Below are 17,433 nucleotides of genomic sequence, written 5' to 3'. Positions count from 1 at the left end.
CGCTCCCGGGGGATCGCGATGCCCTTGCGCCTGGGGATGGCCCCGGAAGCCACCTTACAAAACGCCGTGCAGGCACCGGCACGGGCAAGGGCGCCTGGGTGTCGCCGCGCGGCCTGGACGGCATCCGTGACACCCCCACCGGCTACAGTCGAGGCTGATGACGGTCGACGTACGCACGCATCCGGCACAGCGGTTTTGCGTGACCGACGCCACGTCTTGGAGGATTCTATTGTGCGCCAACCGATTTTGTGATATTCGTGCGCCCGGTAGGCGCCCCCGGCAGGCTCGACGGGCCCGGGTCCGCCGAGCACACCCGCGGCCATCAGCACAGGAACGCCGATCAGATCATCGGCGTGGGGAGCGGAAGGTGGACACATGAATGGGCACATGAACGGTGCCCGGGCGCTGATCAACACGCTGGTCGACGCCGGGGTCGAGGTATGCTTTGCCAACCCCGGCACCTCGGAGATGCACTTCGTGGCGGCGCTGGACGCCGTCCCGCGCATGCGCGGGGTGCTGGCGTTATTCGAAGGCGTCGCCACCGGCGCGGCCGACGGCTATGCCCGCATCGCCGAGCGGCCGGCAGCGGTGCTGTTGCACCTGGGTCCCGGGCTGGGCAACGGCCTTGCCAACCTGCACAACGCCCGTCGTGCCCGAGTTCCGATGGTGGTGATTGTCGGCGACCACGCCACCTATCACAAGAAGTATGACGCCCCACTGGAATCCGACATCGACGCGCTGGCGGGCAGTGTCTCGGGCTGGATGCGCCGCAGCGGGGACGTCGCCGAGGTAGCGTCCGACGCCGCTGCGGCCGTCGCCGCGAGCCGGGCCGGCCACGTGATTTCGACGCTGATCCTCCCCGCGGACGTGTCCTGGTCCGAGCCCGCACAGACCGCGAACGCGGTGGTGTCCGCGCGGCCGACGCCGGTTGCCGAGACGGACCGCGCGGCCAAGGCGCTGCGATCGGGCGAACCGACGGTGATCTTGGTGGGTGGGGATGCCACCCGCGAGCCCGGGTTGACCGCGGCCGCCCGCATCGCCGCGGCCACCGGAACGCGCTGGTACTGCGAGACCTTCCCGACGGTGCTGCAGCGCGGCGCCGGCATCCCCACGGTCGGCCGGCTCGCCTACTTCAGCGAGGACGTCGCGGTGCAACTTGCGGGCGCCAAGCACCTCGTGCTGGCCGGCGCCAAGTCGCCGGTGTCGTTTTTCGCCTACCCGGGAAAGCCGAGTGACCTGGTTCCGCAGGGTTGTGAGGTTCATGTGCTCGCCGAGCACGCCGGGGCGGCCCAGGCGCTGGTCACCCTCGCCGAGGAGATAGCGCCGGGAACCGGGGCGCCGCTTGCCGCGCCGTCGCGTCCCCAGCTGCCCACGGGCAGCCTGACGGCCGAATCGGCGGCCGACGTCATCGGCGCGCTGCTGCCGGAACGGGCGATCATCGTCGACGAGTCCAACACCTCAGGCCGGCGGTTGGCGCACGCCACCGCGGGAGCCCCGGCCCATGACTGGTTGACCTTGACCGGCGGGGCCATCGGCTACGGCATCCCGGCGGCGATCGGCGCGGCGATCGCCGCGCCTGATCGCCCGGTGCTGTGCCTGGAGTCCGACGGGTCGGCGATGTACACCATCTCCGGGCTGTGGACGCAGGCACGGGAGCACCTCGACATCACCACCGTCATCTTCAACAACGGGTCCTATGACATCCTGCGGCTCGAGTTGCAGCGTGTGGGGGCGGAGGGCACGCCGGGACCAAAGGCCCGGGAAATGCTTGACTTGACCCATCCCGCAATGGATTTCGTCAAGATTTCCGAGGGCCTGGGAGTGCCGGGGCGCCGCGTGACTACCGCCGAGGGGTTTGCCGAGGCCCTGCGCGCGGCCATCGCCGAACCCGGGCCGCATCTCATCGACGCGGCAGTGCCCTCACTGTTCGGGTAACGCCGCCGCGCTGCGCGGCCGGCCGCTCGGGCCCGGCGGATGCGCGTCGGCGAGCGCATCAAGAAAAGATCGCGCCCAGCGATCCACGTCATGGGTGAGCACCTGGCGACGCAGCGCGCGCATGCGGTGCCGGCCCGCCTGGGCGGTTTGGTTAAGCGCCGCCTCGATCGCGTCCTTGACCCCTTCCAAGTCATGCGGGTTGACCAGATAGGCCTGCTTGAGTTCGGCTGCGGCCCCGGTGAATTCGCTGAGGACGAGCGCGCCGCCGAGATCGCTGCGGCAGGCGACATACTCTTTGGCCACCAAGTTCATCCCGTCGCGAAACGGTGTCACCAGCATGACGTCGCTGGCAACGAAGAACGCGATGAGCTCATCGCGGGGGACCGGCCGGTGAATGTAGTGCACCACCGGATGGCCGACCTCACCGTACTCGCCGTTGATGTGGCCCACTTGCCGTTCGATATCGCTGCGCAGCAGCTGGTAGCTCTCCACGCGTTCCCGGCTCGGTGTCGCCAGCTGGACCAGCACGGTGTCGTCGCGTTTCACGCGACCCTCGGCGAGTAGCTCAGCGAAGGCTTTCAGCCGGACATCGATGCCTTTGGTGTAGTCGAGCCGGTCGACACCGAGCATGATCTTGCGGGGATTGCCCAGCTCGGCCCGGATCTCGCGGGCCCGCCGGCGGATGGTGCGGTCACGGGCCTTGCGGTCAAGCGCGGTGGAGTCGATCGAGATGGGGAAGGCACCGACGCGCACGGTGCGCGATCCGAGTTGCACCTCACCCAGGCGCGACCGCACACCGACCGCTCCCCGCGAGGTCTCCGCGCCGATGAGGCGCCGGGACAAGATCACGAAGTTCTGCGCGCCGCCCGCCAGATGAAAGCCCACCAGATCGGCGCCCAGCAGCCCTTCGACGATCTCGGTCCGCCACGGCAGCTGCATGAACAGCTCTACCGGCGGAAACGGAATGTGCAAAAAGAAACCGATGGTCACATCGGGCCGCAGCGTGCGCAGCATTTTGGGGACCAGCTGCAGCTGGTAGTCCTGCACCCACACCGTCGCACCCGGGGCGGCAGCGCGCGCGGCGGCTTCGGCGAACCGGCGGTTGACGTCGACATAACGATCCCACCATTGCCGGTGGTAGATCGGCTTGACGATGACGTCGTGATACAGCGGCCACAGGGTGGCGTTGGAGAAACCCTCGTAGTACTCGGCGACGTCCTCGGCGCTCAGCCGCACCGGATGAAGCCGCAGGCCTTCTGCGACGAGGGGCTCTTCGATGACGTCCACGTCGGTGTCGATGATGCCCGGCCAGCCGATCCAGGCTCCGCGCCGCCGGCGCAACAGCGGCTCTAACGCGGTGACCAGCCCACCCGGGCTGTGTTTCCAGGTCGTGGTGCCATCGGGAAGCCGCTCCATATCGATCGGCAGCCGGTTGGCGACCACCACGAAGCCGGAATCCCCGGAGGGCATTACGTCTCGAGCTTCGACGGCCCGATGCCAAGCATCGCCAAGAAGATCCGGCACTCATCCGCATCGTTGGCGTACGCGGCGACGACACGCCGGGCCTGACGTGCCGCGCTGTCGGTCATCGGTTCCACGTCGCCGATATCGCCAGGATCAGATTTAGCGGCCATGACATTAACTGTAGGCGAAACTCCGGGCGAACTGCGCATGGCCAGGCGTGTGCCGTGCGGTGCTGACGGCGGCGGGCCGGGGGCAACCACGGATCGCCGTGCGGTGCTGACGGCGGCGGGCCGGGCAGCGGCTCACGCGAAACGGTCGGCGACCATTCCTGCGTCGCGGCCGGCCAGCGCGGCGATCGCCGACCAGTCCAGGTGCCCCCGTTCGGCGGCCAGCAGCGCCAGGAACCGGTCGCGGAGCAGGCTGGCCACCGGAAGCGGCACCCGCAACTCCTCGGCCGCGGCCAGCGCCAACTCGACGTCTTTGAGGCCGAGCGCCGCGGCGAACCCGGCGGGTTCGAACCGCCCGCGCGCGATCAACTCCCCGTAGGTTTGGTAGGCCGGGGCGCTGAACAGGCTCGAGGTGAGGATGTCGACGAACTGCAGCGGGTCCACCCCGGCCTTGGTGACCAGGGCTATCGTTTCGCCGAGGGACTCGATGGCCGAGGCGATGAGAAAGTTGCCGCAAAGCTTTACCAGGTTGGCGGTGTGCTGGTGCTCGGAGACCACGAAGGTCCGCTGGCCGATCGCGTCGAACAGCGGGGCCAGCGCTTCCAAGACCTGCGGGGCACCCGCAGCGAGGATGAAAAGCTTCGCGGCAGCGGCCGCTTCGGGTCGGCCGAACACCGGTGCAGCGACGTAGTGCCGGCCGGTCGCGGCGTGCGCTGCAGCCAGGCGCTTGGAGAGCGCGACGCTGATGGTGCTCGACGAGACATGGGTGGCGCCCGGCGCCAGCGACGCGAGGATGCCGTGCTCGCCGAAGGTCACAGTCTCCACGGCCCGGTCGTCGGCCAGCATGGTGACCACCGCATCACCGCCACAAGCATCGGCTACGGTGCGTGCCAGGGTGGCGCCCTGCCCGACCAGGGCGTCGGCTTTGCCGGGGGTGCGGTTATAGACCGTGACGTTATGGCCGGCGGCGACCAGGTTGGCGGCCATGCCGCGGCCCATGTTGCCCAGCCCGATAAATCCGATGTCCATAGAGTCCACCATGCCGTGTTTTCGGCCGGTGAGCCGCACGGCTGATGCTCAAGACGGCACCACCTTTGGTAGTGGCACCACCTTTGGTGGTGGCACGCCGGCGTTTCTGCTGGGCGCCGGCGTGATCGTGTCGAGCGGCTAGTTCACGCAGGGCACGCCGCCGCCGTCGATGGGCGCGCCCCGGTCGGGCGTGGGCTCGGTGGTGGCAGGGCGCTGTGGGCGCGGGGAGCCGGAAGCCGCCGTTGCTGCTGAGGCCCCGTCCGGAGCGGGGAGGGTGTAGTCGTCATCGACGAGGACGACGACAAGGCCGGCTTTGACGGCGGAATCTGGACGCTCGGGGGCGTCGATTCCCAGCAGCGCCGCCACGGTGCGCGCGTCGGCGTCCGCGCCCACCCCGTATTCGATTGCGGTGGCGGCCGGTTCGCCGGAGAGGCGGTCGCGGACCTGGCCGGTGGTGTAGCCGTTTTTCTTCAGCGTGCGCGACACTGCGGCGGCGAGGCCGCTGGTGCTGCCGGCGTTGACCACATCAACGATGGCGGAGGGATGGGGCGCCGCGACGGTGGTGGTCGTGGGCGGCGTGATGCCGAACGCCGCCGCCACTTCGGCCTTGATCGCGGCCGGGTCGACGATGTTGACGTCTTGACCGTCGATGGTGTCGTAGCGGACCACGGGCAGCGTCCGGTACTCCACGCTGGTGCCTGCGAGCCGACCCATTCTGCGGAACAGGCTCTCGTCCCAGCCCGCGGACAGCACCACGTCTTTGCGCGCCACCGCCATCAGGCTCTTGAGCTTGCCGAGGTCGGTGAAGGTGCCAGAGTCTTGCAGTTGCCGCGCGACCGAGGACAAGAAGGCCTGCTGGCGGTGGGTGCGGTCCAAGTCGCCGTTGTCCAATCCCTGGCGCTGCCGGACGAACGCCAGCGCCTGCGCGGCATCGAGCGTCTGCCGGCCCGCCGGGAAGTCGGCCCCGGAATATGGGTCGTAAACGGCGTGTTTGAGACACACTTGTACACCGCCCAAGCTCTGGGCCAGGTCATAAAAGCCGGCCAGGTTGATCTCCGCGAAATAGTCGATCGGAGCGCCGGTGAGGTTGCGCACTGCCCGTACTGTCGCCGCCCTGCCGGCTTCCCGGCCCCGGGTCTCTAGTTCCTTCTGGTCGCTCACCCCCTGATCCAGCAGCTTTTGCTCGACGTATTGCTTGGTGAGCCCGTACGCCTCTTTGATCTTGATGTGGTGGTATCCCGGCACCGCGCTGAAGGGCACCCAGTCGTCGCGGGGAATCGAGAAGGCGACCATCTTGTCGTCGGCCCCCACGTGCACGAGGATCAACGTGTTGGTGTTGTAGCCGCCCGCATCGGAATCCCCCGCATGCAGGTGCTTCAAGATCGACCAGGGCAGGGGGTTGCCGTTTTGATCCTTTCGCGAATCCAGCCCAATGAGCAAGATGTTCACGGCGTCGTCGCTGGAATGCGCGGCGTCCGAACCCAGCGCCTGCGAAACGGTGATCCCACCCAGCGCACCGTGGGCCACCCACCAGCCCACTCCGGTCAGCGCCAGTGCCGCGACCGACACCAGCGCCATCCCGCCGCGGGCCAGCCCGCGACGGGCCCGCGCCACCGGCCCAACCCCCCGATGGCGATGCCTGCCGCGCGATCGCGTCGATTTCTCCGCCACACTTTCGACTGTGCCATAAACGCTGCACCCGCTCCTCGCACGTTGTGGCCCGGACCGGCGGACACCGGCACCAGCGGGTCGGCGTCGCCGTGCCACCGCCGCACCGGCGGCCAACCCCAACAGCGCCGGGGCGACGCGGCGCGCACGGTGCGTGGCCCGCTGGGTTCGCGCGGCACCGTTGCCGATCTTTTGGGGTCCGCGGACGGACGGGTAGCTTATAGTTCGCGGAATTTGCGAGCCCTCCCGCATCGGAGCGCTAGTGTCTTCAACGGGCAATGCAGACGAGGCCGGGAGGGTGGATGAAGGCTTACCAGACTGTGGTCGTCGGGACCGACGGCTCCGAGTCGTCGCTGCGCGCGGTCGACCGGGCGGGCCAGATTGCCGCCGAGTGCGACGCGAAGCTGATCATTGCGACGGGGTACCTTCCCCAGAAAGAAGATTTGCGCGCCGCCGACATCCTCGGAGACGAGGCCTACATGGTGCGCGGCAACGCCCCAATTTACGCGATCCTGCGCGATGCCCGTGACCGGGCCAAGGCGGCCGGGGCGAAAAACATCGAGGAGCGGCCGATTCAGGAGACCCCGGTGCATGCGCTGGTGGATCTCGCCGAAGAGGTGCACGCCGACCTGTTGGTGGTCGGCAATGTGGGCCTGGATGCGCGATCCGCGCTCATCGCGCGGGTTTTCTCGGTTCCCGCCGGCGTCGCCAGCACGGCCAAGGCCGATGCGCTGATCGTTCACACCACCGACTGACCGGTGGGCGCTGCTCGTTGCCAGATAGGTGAGTGTGCGCCCGGCCGCACCGTGCCGGTGGCAGCATGGGGTGCGTGGTGACGGGGACACTGTCCTGGGATGTGGTTTCCATCGAGAAGCCGGACGACGTCAACGTCGTCATCGGGCAGGCGCATTTCATCAAAACGGTCGAAGACCTGCACGAGGCGATGGTTGGGGTGGCGTCGTCCCTGCGGTTCGGGCTGGCGTTTTGCGAGGCGTCCGGGCCGCGGCTGGTTCGCCGCACCGGCAACGACGACGAGCTGGTTCACCTCGCGACCCGCAATGCGCTGGCCATCGCGGCCGGGCACTGTTTCGTGATTTTCTTGCGTGCGGGGTTCCCGGTGAACATCCTCAACCCGGTCAAGGCGGTGCCGGAGGTTTGCACGATCTACTGCGCCACCGCGAATCCGGTCGACATCGTGGTCGCGGTGACGCCGCGTGGCCGGGGCATCGCGGCCGTTGTCGACGGCGAGACGCCCCTTGCAGTGGAAAGCGATCGGGACGCGGCCGAACGCCACGACCTGCTGCGCACCATCGGTTACAAGCTCTGAGTGCCCGAGGCGTGCCCGGGCCGAATCCCGGTGGTCTGGACGAAATCCCCAGTGGACCATGGGAAATCACCGGTTTACCCGCAAAGTGCCGGTGGGGCTGCTCCGCGCCTGGCCTACGAGGTGCCGGCGCGTGCCGTGCGCCGAGCGAGGCGCTTATCGATCTGGTGCCGGCCGGTGTCCGCAGTTGTTGAGCCTCCTGTCAGGATCGAACTGACGACCGCTCGCTTACAAGGCGAGTGCTCTACCGCTGAGCTAAGGAGGCCGGTCTGACCGGTGCCAGCCTAGACGGTATGACGAGGCTGAGGTGTGGACCGTTGAAGTTGCGTCCAGTGTTCATACTCGGTCGGTGGCTCACCCGGCACGGTGCCGGCCGGCAACCCATGGACGGTTTTCTGCAGGTACTGAACTACCGTGTCTTGCGCTTGCTGCTGACTGCTGGGAACTAGAGATTCCTTTAACTGCTCGTGCCAGTTTGCGTGATGACGGGCGGATTCCAAAGAATGTCGCGGCGAAGGTTGCCGGGAAAGCACGGTGATGAACCGATGAGAAACGGGGTCGGGCCCGCTTTGTTCCTGGCCTCAAGATGCAGCGTTCCTGGCCTCAAGATGCAGCACGTAGCCGTCTGGGGTGTACCCGAAGCGGTTCGGCTTCTCGAAGCCCGCCCGTTCGATTATCTGCCACCCCCACTGTTGCCAAATTTGGCCTGTGCGGCTGATCATTGCGTCGAAGTCGGTGCCGGCCGGTAGGTTCACATCGCGCCAGACTTCAACATGCACTGGCGCATCAGGGCCACTGGGGTCGTTTGCGCAATACCGCGTCATCTTCCTGATGCGGTATCGCGTGCGGTCCAAGTCGCTGCCTGCAGGCAGTATGTCAAGGGTTTGCTGCAGGTATCGCAATCCCGTGTCTTGGGCTTGCTGCTGGGAAGTCGGGATCACGGGATGCTCCTTCCAGCCCGGCGGCGGTGGTGGATACGACGTCATATCTGGTCCTCCAATATGATGGTTGCCCCAGACGGGATCGGCGGGCCGAGCCTGCCGGGATGCGTGCACCCCCCGGCCAGCACCCCCGCCAGCAGGACGACGGCGACGCGCGCCATGAGGGGATGCCTCATCGGCCCCCGATCACAAAGGGCGGGGGTTTGCCCGCGATGATCGCCCCCATATTGAGCAGCGCCTTGTTTCCCGGGTCCCAGTAGCTGCTGTGGGCCGCCACCGACGGCACGCCCAGGGGGCCGGCCGGTCCCGGGTCGGCCTGCAGGCGGATCGCCCCGAAACCTGGCGTGTCGGGCTCTGGCCCCAGCGTCCACTCGGTGGCGATCCCGGCCACGCCGATGATGTCGTTTTGCGCGCGCATCGCATACACCTGTCCACCGGAATCCAGGCTCAAATCCCCGGCATGCCCGACCAGCATGCCCGGGCTGCCCACCGCGATGACGTTGTTGGCGCCCAGGTGATGCCCGCCCGAGGCGGCCGCGCCCACCACCGTGGAGCCGTAGCTGTGCCCGATGGTTGGGCGAGATGGTAGGCCACGCGATGCCCGGTGAGGCGGCACGATCCAGCTCAGTCGGCCTTAAGCACCATCGGGAAGGGGCTGCGGTCATCGGGCAGATCCCCCGGGAAACACGGGGAGATACCCTCAAGGGTTAGTGGAATACCCGGTGGCGGTCGGGCAATGATCTGCAGGCCGTAGCCGTCGGGGCCATAGCCGAAGCGATTGGGTTTGTAGAAGCCCTCGCGTTCGATGACATACCAGCCCCAGCTTTTCCAGATATCGCCGACCTTGGCGATGATGGCCGCCGGATCGACGCCGGCAGGAAGTTTGAGTTCACCGATAGTTGCCATATCCTTCGGGGACTTCGGGCTGGTTGCGTTGTCGTCGCAGGGAGCTGTGCTGGTGCCTCCGCTGTAGCCGGTGGCGTCTAAGGTGGTGCCGGCCGGCAGCGCCCGCAGTGTTTTCTTCAGGTAGCCAAGAATGGTGTCTTGGGCTTGCTGCTGGGAAGTCGGGATCACGGGACGCTCCTTCCAGCCCGGCGGCGGTGGTGGATACGACGTCATATCTGGTCCTCCAATGATGGTTGCCCCAGACGGGATCGGCGGGCCGAGCCTGCTGGGATGCGTGCACCCCCCGGCCAGCACCGCCACCAGCAGGACGGCGGCGGCGCGCGCCATGAGGGGATGAGTCATCGGCCCCCGATCACGTAGGGCGGGGGTTTGCCCGCGATGATCGCCCCCATGATGATCGCCCCCATATTGTCCAGCGCCTTGTTTCTGGGGAACCAGTAGCTGCTGTGGGCGTCGACGCTGGGCAACCCCAGGGGGCCGGCCGGTCCGGGGTCGGCCTGCAGGCGGATCGCCCCGAAACCCGGCGTGTCGGGCTCTGGCCCCAGCGTCCACTCGGTGGCGATCCCGGCTGCGCCGATGATGTCGTTTTGCGCGCGCATCGCATACACCTGTCCACCGGAATCCAGGCTCAAATCCCCGGCATGCCCGACCAGCATACCCGGGCTGCCCACCGCGATGACGTTGTTGGCGCCCAGGTGAAGCCCGCCCGAGGCGGCCGCGCCCACCACCGTGGAGCCGTAGCTGTGCCCGATGGTTGGGCGAGATGGTAGGCCACGCGATGCCCGGTGAGGCGGCACGATCCAGCTCAGTCGGCCTTAAGCACCATCGGGAAGGCGCTACGGTCATCGGGCAGATCCCCCGGGAAACACGGGGAGATACCCTCAAAGGTTGGCGGATAACCCGGCGACGCTGGGGCCATGATCTGCAGGCGGTAGCCGTCGGGGCCATAGCCGAAGCGATTGGGTTTGTAGAAGCCCTCGCGTTCGATGACATACCAGCCCCAGCTTTTCCAGATATCGCCCACCTTGGCGATGATGGCGTCCGGATCGACGCCGGCAGGAAGCTTGAGCGCGCCGATCGTCGAAAACGTGACAGGTGGAATCCCCGTTTCGACGTCCTCGCAGGGAGGTGTATTGGGAACGCCGTAGCCGGTGGCGTCTAAGGTGGTGCCGGCCGGCAGCGCCCGCAGTGTTTTCTTCAGGTAGCCGAGAATGGTGTCTTGGGCTTGCTGCTGGGAAGTCGGGATCACGGGACGCTCTTTCCAGCCCGGCGGCGGTGGTGGATACGACGTCATATCTGGTCCTCCAATGATGGTTGCCCCAGACGGGATCGGCGGGCCGAGCCTGCTGGGATGCGTGCACCCCCCGGCCAGCACCCCCGCCAGCAGGACGACGGCGGCGCGCGCCAAACGGGAATGCCTCATCGGCCCCCGATCACAAAGGGCGGGGGTTTGCCCGCGATGATCGCCCCCATATTCAGCAGCGCCTTGTTTCCCGGGTCCCAGTAGCTGCTGTGGGCGTCGACGCTGGGAAGGCCGAGCGGGCCGGCCGGTCCGGGGTCGGCCTGCAGGCGGATCGCCCCGAAACCCGGCGTGTCGGGCTCTGGCCCCAGCGTCCACTCGGTGGCGATCCCGGCTGCGCCGATGATGTCGTTTTGCGCGCGCATCGCATACACCTGTCCGCCGGAATCCAGGCTCAAATCCCCGGCATGCCCGACCAGCATGCCCGGGCTGCCCACCGCGATGACGTTGTTGGCGCCCAGGTGATGCCCGCCCGAGGCGGCCGCGCCCACCACCGTGGAGCCGTAGCTGTGCCCGATGATGGTGTCAATCGAGGGCGCACCCACATGGGAGGCGCGCTGGCCGTTTTCGAACGCATCCAGGCTGGCCGCGCCCGCCCGCGCCGGATCAGGGAATGCCGCGTGCTCAAGGCTCATCGGGCGGTCATAGCCCATCCACGTCGTCACCGCGACCATCTGACTGGGGTCGGCTCTGTGCGCCGCGTTGTACATGGCCAGCGCTTTATTGTCGGCCCCGCCGATGGTGGTGACGTCCTGGCCGGTGCCGGGCACCAAGATGGCGTTGCGGGTGGCCGTGTCGGGATTGTTGATCGATATCGCCGCGTGGCCCTTGTCGTCGATATACCCGAGGTAACGTTTGAGCCCGTCGTTGCGGGCCAACTCGGCCTGCACGGCCTTGTAGCACTGCAGACTATGTCTGGCCGCTAACAGTTGCGGCGTCAACGCGTTGAGCTCGCCGGTTGTGGCGGTGCTGTGGTCACCCATATACACCTGACGCGCCAGCTCATCGACGCGGCGCTGCAGGCGGTCAACGTCGGCCTGAGCGCTGTTGGTTAGTTCACCCAGACGTAGCTGGTCGTAGTGGTCTTTGCCCAGACCATCCGGCGGGTCCCACGGCATCCCGGGGTGGTTGCCGATGTTGTGGTCATGGTCGTAGGCCTGGTCTTTTTGCTGCGGTGTCAGGCTTTGCCACCAGTCGTGAAACTGTTTGGGATCCTCCGGCGGCAAATCATCTGGCCCGCCCTGCTTCCAATGATGGTCCAGCGGCTGCGTGTTCGCGCCACCCGACTCCGGAAACGTCAGGGTGCCCCAGGTTGCGGTGGCCTCGTTGAGTTCGGCGGTCAAATGCTGGTCGTTGGCGACCAGCTGGGCCACGCGGTAGCGGATGAAATCCGCGTGCGCCTGGGCGGCGGCTTGCCGCTGGGCCAGCTGCTGGAGGGTGGCGGCTTCGCGGGTGTCGGTCACGCTGTAGTCTTCGCCGACCTCAAAGCCGTCCCGGTGGGCGTCATCAACGGCATCCAGCGCCAGCCGCTGACCGGCCTGCAGCACGTCTTGGCCGCGGCGCGCGATCGCCGCCGCATCGGATAAGCCCCACACAAACGGGCGCGCGGTGATCACATCGGCGTCGGCCTGGGTGATCGCCGCATCCCCGGCCGCGCCCTCCCACTCCACCCCGCCGGGGGCGCGCACCTCACGGGCCAGCCGCTCTAAGGCGCGCTCGGCCTCACCGCCAACACGCTCACACCAGTCGGCGAACCGCCCCAAATGATCAAACGTCGATGCCTGCAACTCCGACAGCGTGGGCCAGCCCTGCGCCACCGCCGCCATCAGCGCACCAGCTCACCCAACGCGGCCGCATTGCCCCGATCGGTCCCCGCATAGCAGCCGCCCGCCGCGCTGTAGCGGCCACCACGGCCAGCTATCCGCGCCGTGATCGCGCCCAGGTCCTTGCGCGCCGTGGCGGCGGCGCGATTCACCGCGCCCGCGTTGCACTGCCAGCCCGACACCGCCACCACCGGCACCCCGGCAGCACCGGCCAGCGAGGCGCTAAGCGTCTGGCAGGTCGCGCCCAGCTGCGCCAACCCGCCGGTCAGCACCCGCAAACGCCGACCCGGCATATCGGCTGGCATGGGGGGGATCGTAACCCGTGCCCGGCCAGGCCACAACCTCATCCTGCCCCTCCCCCGCGGGGGCGCCACAATCCCGCCGATAGCGGGGGAGGGGCCGTGGTTACGAGAAGCCGGCCAGTGTGCGGTAGACGCAGGAGCGGGAGATCGATCCTCCGATGCAACGGTTACTGCGCGAGATAGCGGTACGCGGTGGCGCGTCCAATGCCGAACGCGGCGGCGAGTTCGCGCACCGGCTCACCTCTGGTGGCGAGGCGGCGGAGTTGTTCTTGCCGTTCCGCGCTGAGCTTGGGAGGTTTGGTGGGCGGCAGTTGCCGTGCCCGGCGCGACTCCCGCGCTGCGGCACGGCGCTCTTTCCCGAGTTCGAGTTCCAGCTCGGCGATGGTGGCCATGATGGCGTCGACGGCACGGCTGGCCGGGGTGGCGGTGTGGATGCTTTCACGTGAGTTCCCTATCCCTTCCGGGGGACGCCTTGCGGGCGTGAAAATGGGGTCGGGTCGCCTGCCGACGCCGATGTTTCCTTGGGCGTGTGAGCCCGCATGTGAGTTTGGTGCCGGGGCCCGACCTGGAAGGGTCACGCACTGTTGCTTCGAGCACGCCGGTCAGAATTTCGGTTCCCTTGACCGAGGCCCCAGGCGACCCACCCGATATGGATGGATTCGATGGGAGGGTAACAGAAGTGGCGGCACGACGCAGGAGCAAGCAGAAGCAGGTAGTGACAGCCACGCCGCAGGAGATTCCCGACGGCGACCATGAGGTGGTGATCGAGCGGGCCGCGGCGGTCGACGTGGCCAAGGTGACCGGCACAGTGTGTGTGCGGCTGCCCGGCAAGTCCGGGAGGCGGTTTTCTCGGGTGTGGGAGGTGTCTGCACGCACCGGCGCGATCGGAGAATTGGCCCAGCAGCTGAGGCAGCAGGGTATCGAGAAGGTGACTGTCGAATCGACTTCGGACTATTGGCGGATCTGGTATTACCTGCTCGAAGACCAGGGTTTGGATGTGCAGCTGGTCAACGCCCGCGATGTCAAGAACGTGCCCGGCCGGCCTAAAACCGACAAACTCGACGCTGTCTGGCTGGCTAAGCTGACCGAGAAAGGCCTGCTGCGGCCAAGTTTCGTGCCGCCGGCGCCGATCCGGCGGCTGCGGGACTACACCCGGCTACGCGAAGACCTGACCCGGGAACGCTCGCGCTACTGGCAGCGGCTGGAAAAGCTGCTCGAGGACGCCGCGATCAAGGTGTCGGCGGTGGCCTCCACGCTGGACACCCTGTCCACTCGGGACATGATCGAGGCGCTCATCGCCGGGCAGCGCGACCCGCGCCGGCTGGCCGACCTGGCGCGGGGGCGGATGAAAACCAAGCGATCGGAGCTGATCGCCGCGCTCGACGGCCGTTTTGATGACCATCACGCCGAACTGGCGCGGATGCTGCTGGGCCAAATCGATGCACTGTGCGCCCAGATCGACACCCTGACCGCGCGCATCGAGGAGCTGATCGCCGAACTGCCCGACGATGCTGTGGCCATCGATTCCTCCGGCAGCGGCGATGGGCCCGGCACCAGCGCGGGTGCGGGCACCGACGCCGATCCTGACGCCGGCGGCAGCGATTCGGCCCCGCTCGATCCCGCCCCGGCGGCCGATGACCTGCCAGGTGTCATCGGCCGCCTTGATGAGATCCCGGGCATCGGCCAACGCGCCGCGCAGGCGATCATCGCCGAGATCGGACTGGATATGAGCAGATTTCCCACACCTGAGCATCTGGTGTCGTGGGCGCGGCTGTGCCCACGCACCATCCAGTCCGGGCCAATCACCCGCGGCGGCAAGACCGGCAAAGGCAACCCCTACCTCAAAGGCGCGCTCGGTGAGGCCGCGGTCGCGGCCGCCAAAACCGACACCTTCTTGGGCGAACGCTACCGGCGCATCGTTAAACGCCGCGGCAAACTCAAAGCCCTGGTCGCGGTCGCCCGCTCCATCCTGGTCGTCATCTGGCATCTGCTTTCCAACCCGGCCGCCCGCTTCTGCGACCTCGGCTCCGACTACCACACCAACCGCGTCGCCGTCGAACGCCGGGTACGCAACCACATCGCACAACTGACCGCGATGGGCTACCGAGTCACCCTGCAGGCCGCCGCCTAACCTAAACCGAGACCCTCAATCACATACCGCAGCAGCCGATCTCGCCTCTTAACAGCGGCGTGTCGCCCAATACCGCACTCACCAACTTGTGGTCACCTTGAGTGTTTTCCGGTCAGGAACGCAACAGGATCCGGAGCCGGGCGACGTCGGCGATGGTGCGGGTGCGGCCGCGGAGCGGCCGAGGCGGTCGATGGCGGTGACGACGACGGTGTCGCCGGCACGGGCGTAGTCGAGCATCGCGGCGGGGCGCTCAGTGTTAGCCAATCCAGAAAGTTTGTTGCTGAACACTCGGCCGGTGTCGACGCCGGCGGCGGTCAGCGCCGCAAGCTGCGCATCGAGGTCTTGGCCGGTGGTGGCGATTTGGATCGCCAGGTGGCCCGGTTGACGGCGTGGGTGACCGAGCGGTATCTGGCGGTGGGGCAGGTCGTTACCGAGGTCGGGTCGGGGCTGAACGGCAAACGCCCGAAGCTGCGCCGGATCTTGTCGGACCCGGATGCGAAGGTCATTGTTGTGGAGCATCGCGACCGGTTGGCCCGCTTGGGGGTGGAGAATCTTAAGGCGGCGTTGGCTGCGCAGGGCCGGCGGATCGTGGTGGCCGATCCCGGGGAGACCACCGATGATCTGGTGCGCGACATGATCGAGGTCCTCACGTCGATGTGCGCCCGGCTGTATGGGCGGCGCGGGGCACGGAACCGGGCGATGCGCGCGCTGACGGCCGCTAAACAGGGACCGGGCCAGGCGGCATGATCGTCGGGATGCGCACCCGGGCGCAGGCCGCCAAGGTGGCCGCGGCCACCGGCGGGGCGCGTCTGGCGGGCAAGCCGAAACCCGATGGGACGCCGACGTGGTCCCGGTATGTCGATATCGGCGCCGATTTTCAGGCGCACCGGGCGGCGGTGGAGTCGGTGTCGGTGTTGTTCGAGCTGTATGACGGCGACGCCGAGGGCTGCGCCCAGACGGGTTCGCCCGGTGCGCTGTTGCCCACCGGGTGGACGGTGACAGCGGCCAAGTTTGAGGTCGAATGGCCCATAGAGCCGGATCGGGCGCGGTTGGTGCGCTCGCATTTCGGCGCGCGGCGCAAGGCGTTCAACTGGGGCCTGGCCCAAGTGAAAGCCGACCTGGACGCCAAAGCTGCCGATCCAGGCCACGAGCCGGTGGGCTGGGACCTGGGTTCGTTGCGGCGGGTCGTGGAACCGCGCCAAAGACATGGTCGCGCCGTGGTGGGCCGAGAATTCCAAAGAGGCCTACTCCTCAGGGCTGGCCGATCTGGCGCGGGCGCTGCAGAACTGGTCGGCCAGCCGCAACGGCACACGGCGAGGTCGCCGTGTGGGCTTTCCGCGTTTCAAATCCGCGCGCCGCGATCCCGGTCGGGTGCGTTTCACCACCGAAACCATGCGAGTCGAGGACGATCGGCGCACCATCACCGTGCCGGTGATCGGGCCGCTGCGATCCAAGGAGAACACCCGCCGGGTGCAACGGCATGTCGCTTCCGGGCGGGCCCGCATTCTGAGCGTGACGCTGTCGCAGCGGTGGGGCCGGTTGTTCGTCTCGATCGGCTACGCGCTGCGCACACCGGCCACCGCGCCCACGGTGGCCTCGCCGACCGTGGTCGCCGGCATCGACCTCGGGGTGCGCGCTTTGGCCACCGTCGCCACCCTCGACACCGCCACCGGCGAGCAGACCATTACCGAGTATCCGAATCCGGTCCCGCTGAAAGCCACCCTGGCGGCGCGGCGGCGGCGTGAACTTTCCCGCCGCATCCCCGGATCGCGCGGCCACCGGGCAGCGAAAGCCAAGCTGACCCGGCTGGATCGCCGGTGCGTGCACCTGCGGCGGCAAGCCGCCCATCGGCTCACCACCGAGCTGGCCGGCGGCTATGGCCACATCGTGATCGAAGACCTCGACGTGGCCGCCATGAAACGCAGCATGGGCCGACGCGCCTACCGGCGCGCCGTCTGCGATGCGGCGATGGGTTCGATCAGGCCGATGCTGGCCTACAAAACCGCCCGCCACGGCGCGGTGCTCACGGTGGCGGATCGCTGGTTCCCATCCAGCCAGATCCATCACGGCTGCGCCCAACCCGACGGCACCGCGTGCCGGCTGATCGGCAAAGGGCGCATCGACAAGCTGCTGGTGTGTCCGCGCACCGGCGACGTCGTCGACCGCGATCGCAACGCCGCGCTTAATCTCCGTGACTGGCCGGATCACGCCAGTTGTGGTCCAGTCGGGACCACGGCCCCACCGGTACCCGGGCCAACCGCATCGGTTGGCACAGGCCATGGCGCGGACACCGGAACATCCGGTGCCGGCGGAGCATCCGTAAGACCCCCGCGCGGGGCCGGGCGCGGAGAGGCCAAAACCCAAACCCCGCAAGGGGACGCCGCATGAGCGTGCAACTCAAACACACTCAACGGCAACGGATTCAAGACACGCGGTGGAGTCC

15 protein-coding genes, 1 tRNA gene and 4 pseudogenes are annotated in these 17,433 nt (G+C 67.8%); 6 read left to right on the top strand and 14 right to left on the bottom strand.

The window, feature by feature from the left end:
• Positions 1-387 precede the first annotated feature (387 nt).
• On the top strand, positions 388-1,935 hold the full coding sequence (locus MSM1_RS04610; protein WP_213441419.1) for an acetolactate synthase large subunit: 1,548 nt from the start codon (positions 388-390) through the stop codon (positions 1,933-1,935).
• On the opposite strand, the gene MSM1_RS04605 is transcribed toward MSM1_RS04610, so the two are convergent.
• From MSM1_RS04605 to MSM1_RS04590, 4 genes are all read right to left on the bottom strand, one after another.
• Positions 1,921-3,405, bottom strand: a complete 1,485-nt coding sequence (locus MSM1_RS04605; protein WP_213440405.1) for a trehalose-6-phosphate synthase — start codon at positions 3,403-3,405, stop codon at positions 1,921-1,923. The genes MSM1_RS04610 and MSM1_RS04605 overlap by 15 nt on opposite strands.
• Positions 3,405-3,569, bottom strand: coding sequence for a hypothetical protein (locus MSM1_RS04600; RefSeq protein ID WP_213440404.1), 165 nt, complete (start codon positions 3,567-3,569; stop codon positions 3,405-3,407). Before MSM1_RS04600 ends, MSM1_RS04605 begins: the two co-directional genes overlap by 1 nt.
• Before the next feature lie 132 nt (positions 3,570-3,701).
• On the bottom strand, positions 3,702-4,595 hold the full coding sequence (locus tag MSM1_RS04595; RefSeq protein WP_236054743.1) for an NAD(P)-dependent oxidoreductase: 894 nt from the start codon (positions 4,593-4,595) through the stop codon (positions 3,702-3,704).
• Positions 4,596-4,733: 138 nt separating this feature from the next.
• Positions 4,734-6,173 (bottom strand): LCP family protein, encoded by a 1,440-nt coding sequence (locus tag MSM1_RS04590; RefSeq protein WP_213441417.1) that lies wholly within the window; start codon positions 6,171-6,173, stop codon positions 4,734-4,736.
• A gap of 392 nt (positions 6,174-6,565) precedes the next feature.
• Here MSM1_RS04590 and MSM1_RS04585 point away from each other — a divergent pair, with 392 nt between their 5' ends.
• Together MSM1_RS04585 and MSM1_RS04580 are read left to right on the top strand one after the other, a co-directional pair.
• Positions 6,566-7,018: a universal stress protein gene (locus MSM1_RS04585; RefSeq protein WP_213440402.1), complete on the top strand. Its 453-nt coding sequence runs from the start codon at positions 6,566-6,568 to the stop codon at positions 7,016-7,018.
• 65 nt (positions 7,019-7,083) lie between these two features.
• Entirely contained in the window at positions 7,084-7,590 is a 507-nt protein-coding gene (locus tag MSM1_RS04580; protein WP_213440401.1) for an adenosine-specific kinase, read from the top strand.
• A 190-nt stretch (positions 7,591-7,780) separates the two neighbouring features.
• Here the strand turns inward: MSM1_RS04580 and MSM1_RS04575 are convergent.
• From MSM1_RS04575 to MSM1_RS04535, 9 genes and pseudogenes are all read right to left on the bottom strand, one after another.
• Positions 7,781-7,852, bottom strand: a tRNA-Thr gene (locus tag MSM1_RS04575).
• A gap of 316 nt (positions 7,853-8,168) precedes the next feature.
• Positions 8,169-8,528 carry a hypothetical protein gene (locus MSM1_RS21520; RefSeq protein WP_236054742.1) on the bottom strand — a complete coding sequence of 120 codons (360 nt, stop codon included), beginning with the start codon at positions 8,526-8,528 and terminating at the stop codon, positions 8,169-8,171.
• 172 nt (positions 8,529-8,700) lie between these two features.
• On the bottom strand, positions 8,701-9,144 hold the full coding sequence (locus tag MSM1_RS04565; protein ID WP_307857281.1) for an alpha/beta hydrolase: 444 nt from the start codon (positions 9,142-9,144) through the stop codon (positions 8,701-8,703).
• A gap of 8 nt (positions 9,145-9,152) precedes the next feature.
• Positions 9,153-9,776 (bottom strand): hypothetical protein, encoded by a 624-nt coding sequence (locus MSM1_RS04560; protein ID WP_213440400.1) that lies wholly within the window; start codon positions 9,774-9,776, stop codon positions 9,153-9,155.
• Positions 9,773-10,231: an alpha/beta hydrolase gene (locus tag MSM1_RS04555; RefSeq protein WP_307857280.1), complete on the bottom strand. Its 459-nt coding sequence runs from the start codon at positions 10,229-10,231 to the stop codon at positions 9,773-9,775. Before MSM1_RS04555 ends, MSM1_RS04560 begins: the two co-directional genes overlap by 4 nt.
• Before the next feature lie 8 nt (positions 10,232-10,239).
• On the bottom strand, positions 10,240-10,857 hold the full coding sequence (locus tag MSM1_RS04550) for a hypothetical protein (RefSeq protein WP_213440399.1): 618 nt from the start codon (positions 10,855-10,857) through the stop codon (positions 10,240-10,242).
• Positions 10,854-12,560 carry an alpha/beta hydrolase gene (locus MSM1_RS04545; protein ID WP_213440398.1) on the bottom strand — a complete coding sequence of 569 codons (1,707 nt, stop codon included), beginning with the start codon at positions 12,558-12,560 and terminating at the stop codon, positions 10,854-10,856. Before MSM1_RS04545 ends, MSM1_RS04550 begins: the two co-directional genes overlap by 4 nt.
• On the bottom strand, positions 12,560-12,862 hold the full coding sequence (locus MSM1_RS04540) for a hypothetical protein (RefSeq protein WP_213440397.1): 303 nt from the start codon (positions 12,860-12,862) through the stop codon (positions 12,560-12,562). The genes MSM1_RS04545 and MSM1_RS04540 overlap by 1 nt, the downstream gene beginning before the upstream one ends.
• Before the next feature lie 164 nt (positions 12,863-13,026).
• Positions 13,027-13,302: pseudogene (locus MSM1_RS04535) on the bottom strand (helix-turn-helix domain-containing protein); the annotation flags it as partial.
• A 272-nt stretch (positions 13,303-13,574) separates the two neighbouring features.
• Between MSM1_RS04535 and MSM1_RS04530 the strand changes: the two are divergent.
• On the top strand, positions 13,575-14,990 hold the full coding sequence (locus tag MSM1_RS04530) for an IS110 family transposase (protein ID WP_213440246.1): 1,416 nt from the start codon (positions 13,575-13,577) through the stop codon (positions 14,988-14,990).
• A 115-nt stretch (positions 14,991-15,105) separates the two neighbouring features.
• On the opposite strand, the pseudogene MSM1_RS04525 reads toward MSM1_RS04530, so the two are convergent.
• A pseudogene (locus MSM1_RS04525) lies at positions 15,106-15,362 on the bottom strand (recombinase family protein); the annotation flags it as partial.
• On the opposite strand from MSM1_RS04525, the pseudogene MSM1_RS04520 reads away from it, so the two are divergent.
• Positions 15,348-15,737, top strand: a pseudogene (locus MSM1_RS04520) (IS607 family transposase); the annotation flags it as partial. The pseudogenes MSM1_RS04525 and MSM1_RS04520 overlap by 15 nt on opposite strands.
• Positions 15,734-17,378, top strand: a pseudogene (gene tnpB, locus MSM1_RS04515) (IS607 family element RNA-guided endonuclease TnpB). The pseudogenes MSM1_RS04520 and tnpB, both read left to right, overlap by 4 nt.
• Positions 17,379-17,433: the final 55 nt, after the last annotated feature.

The sequence above is a fragment of the Mycobacterium sp. SM1 genome (assembly GCF_018361265.1).
Classification (GTDB): Bacteria; Actinomycetota; Actinomycetes; order Mycobacteriales; family Mycobacteriaceae; genus Mycobacterium.
This window is presented reverse-complemented; position numbering and strand designations above follow the sequence as displayed.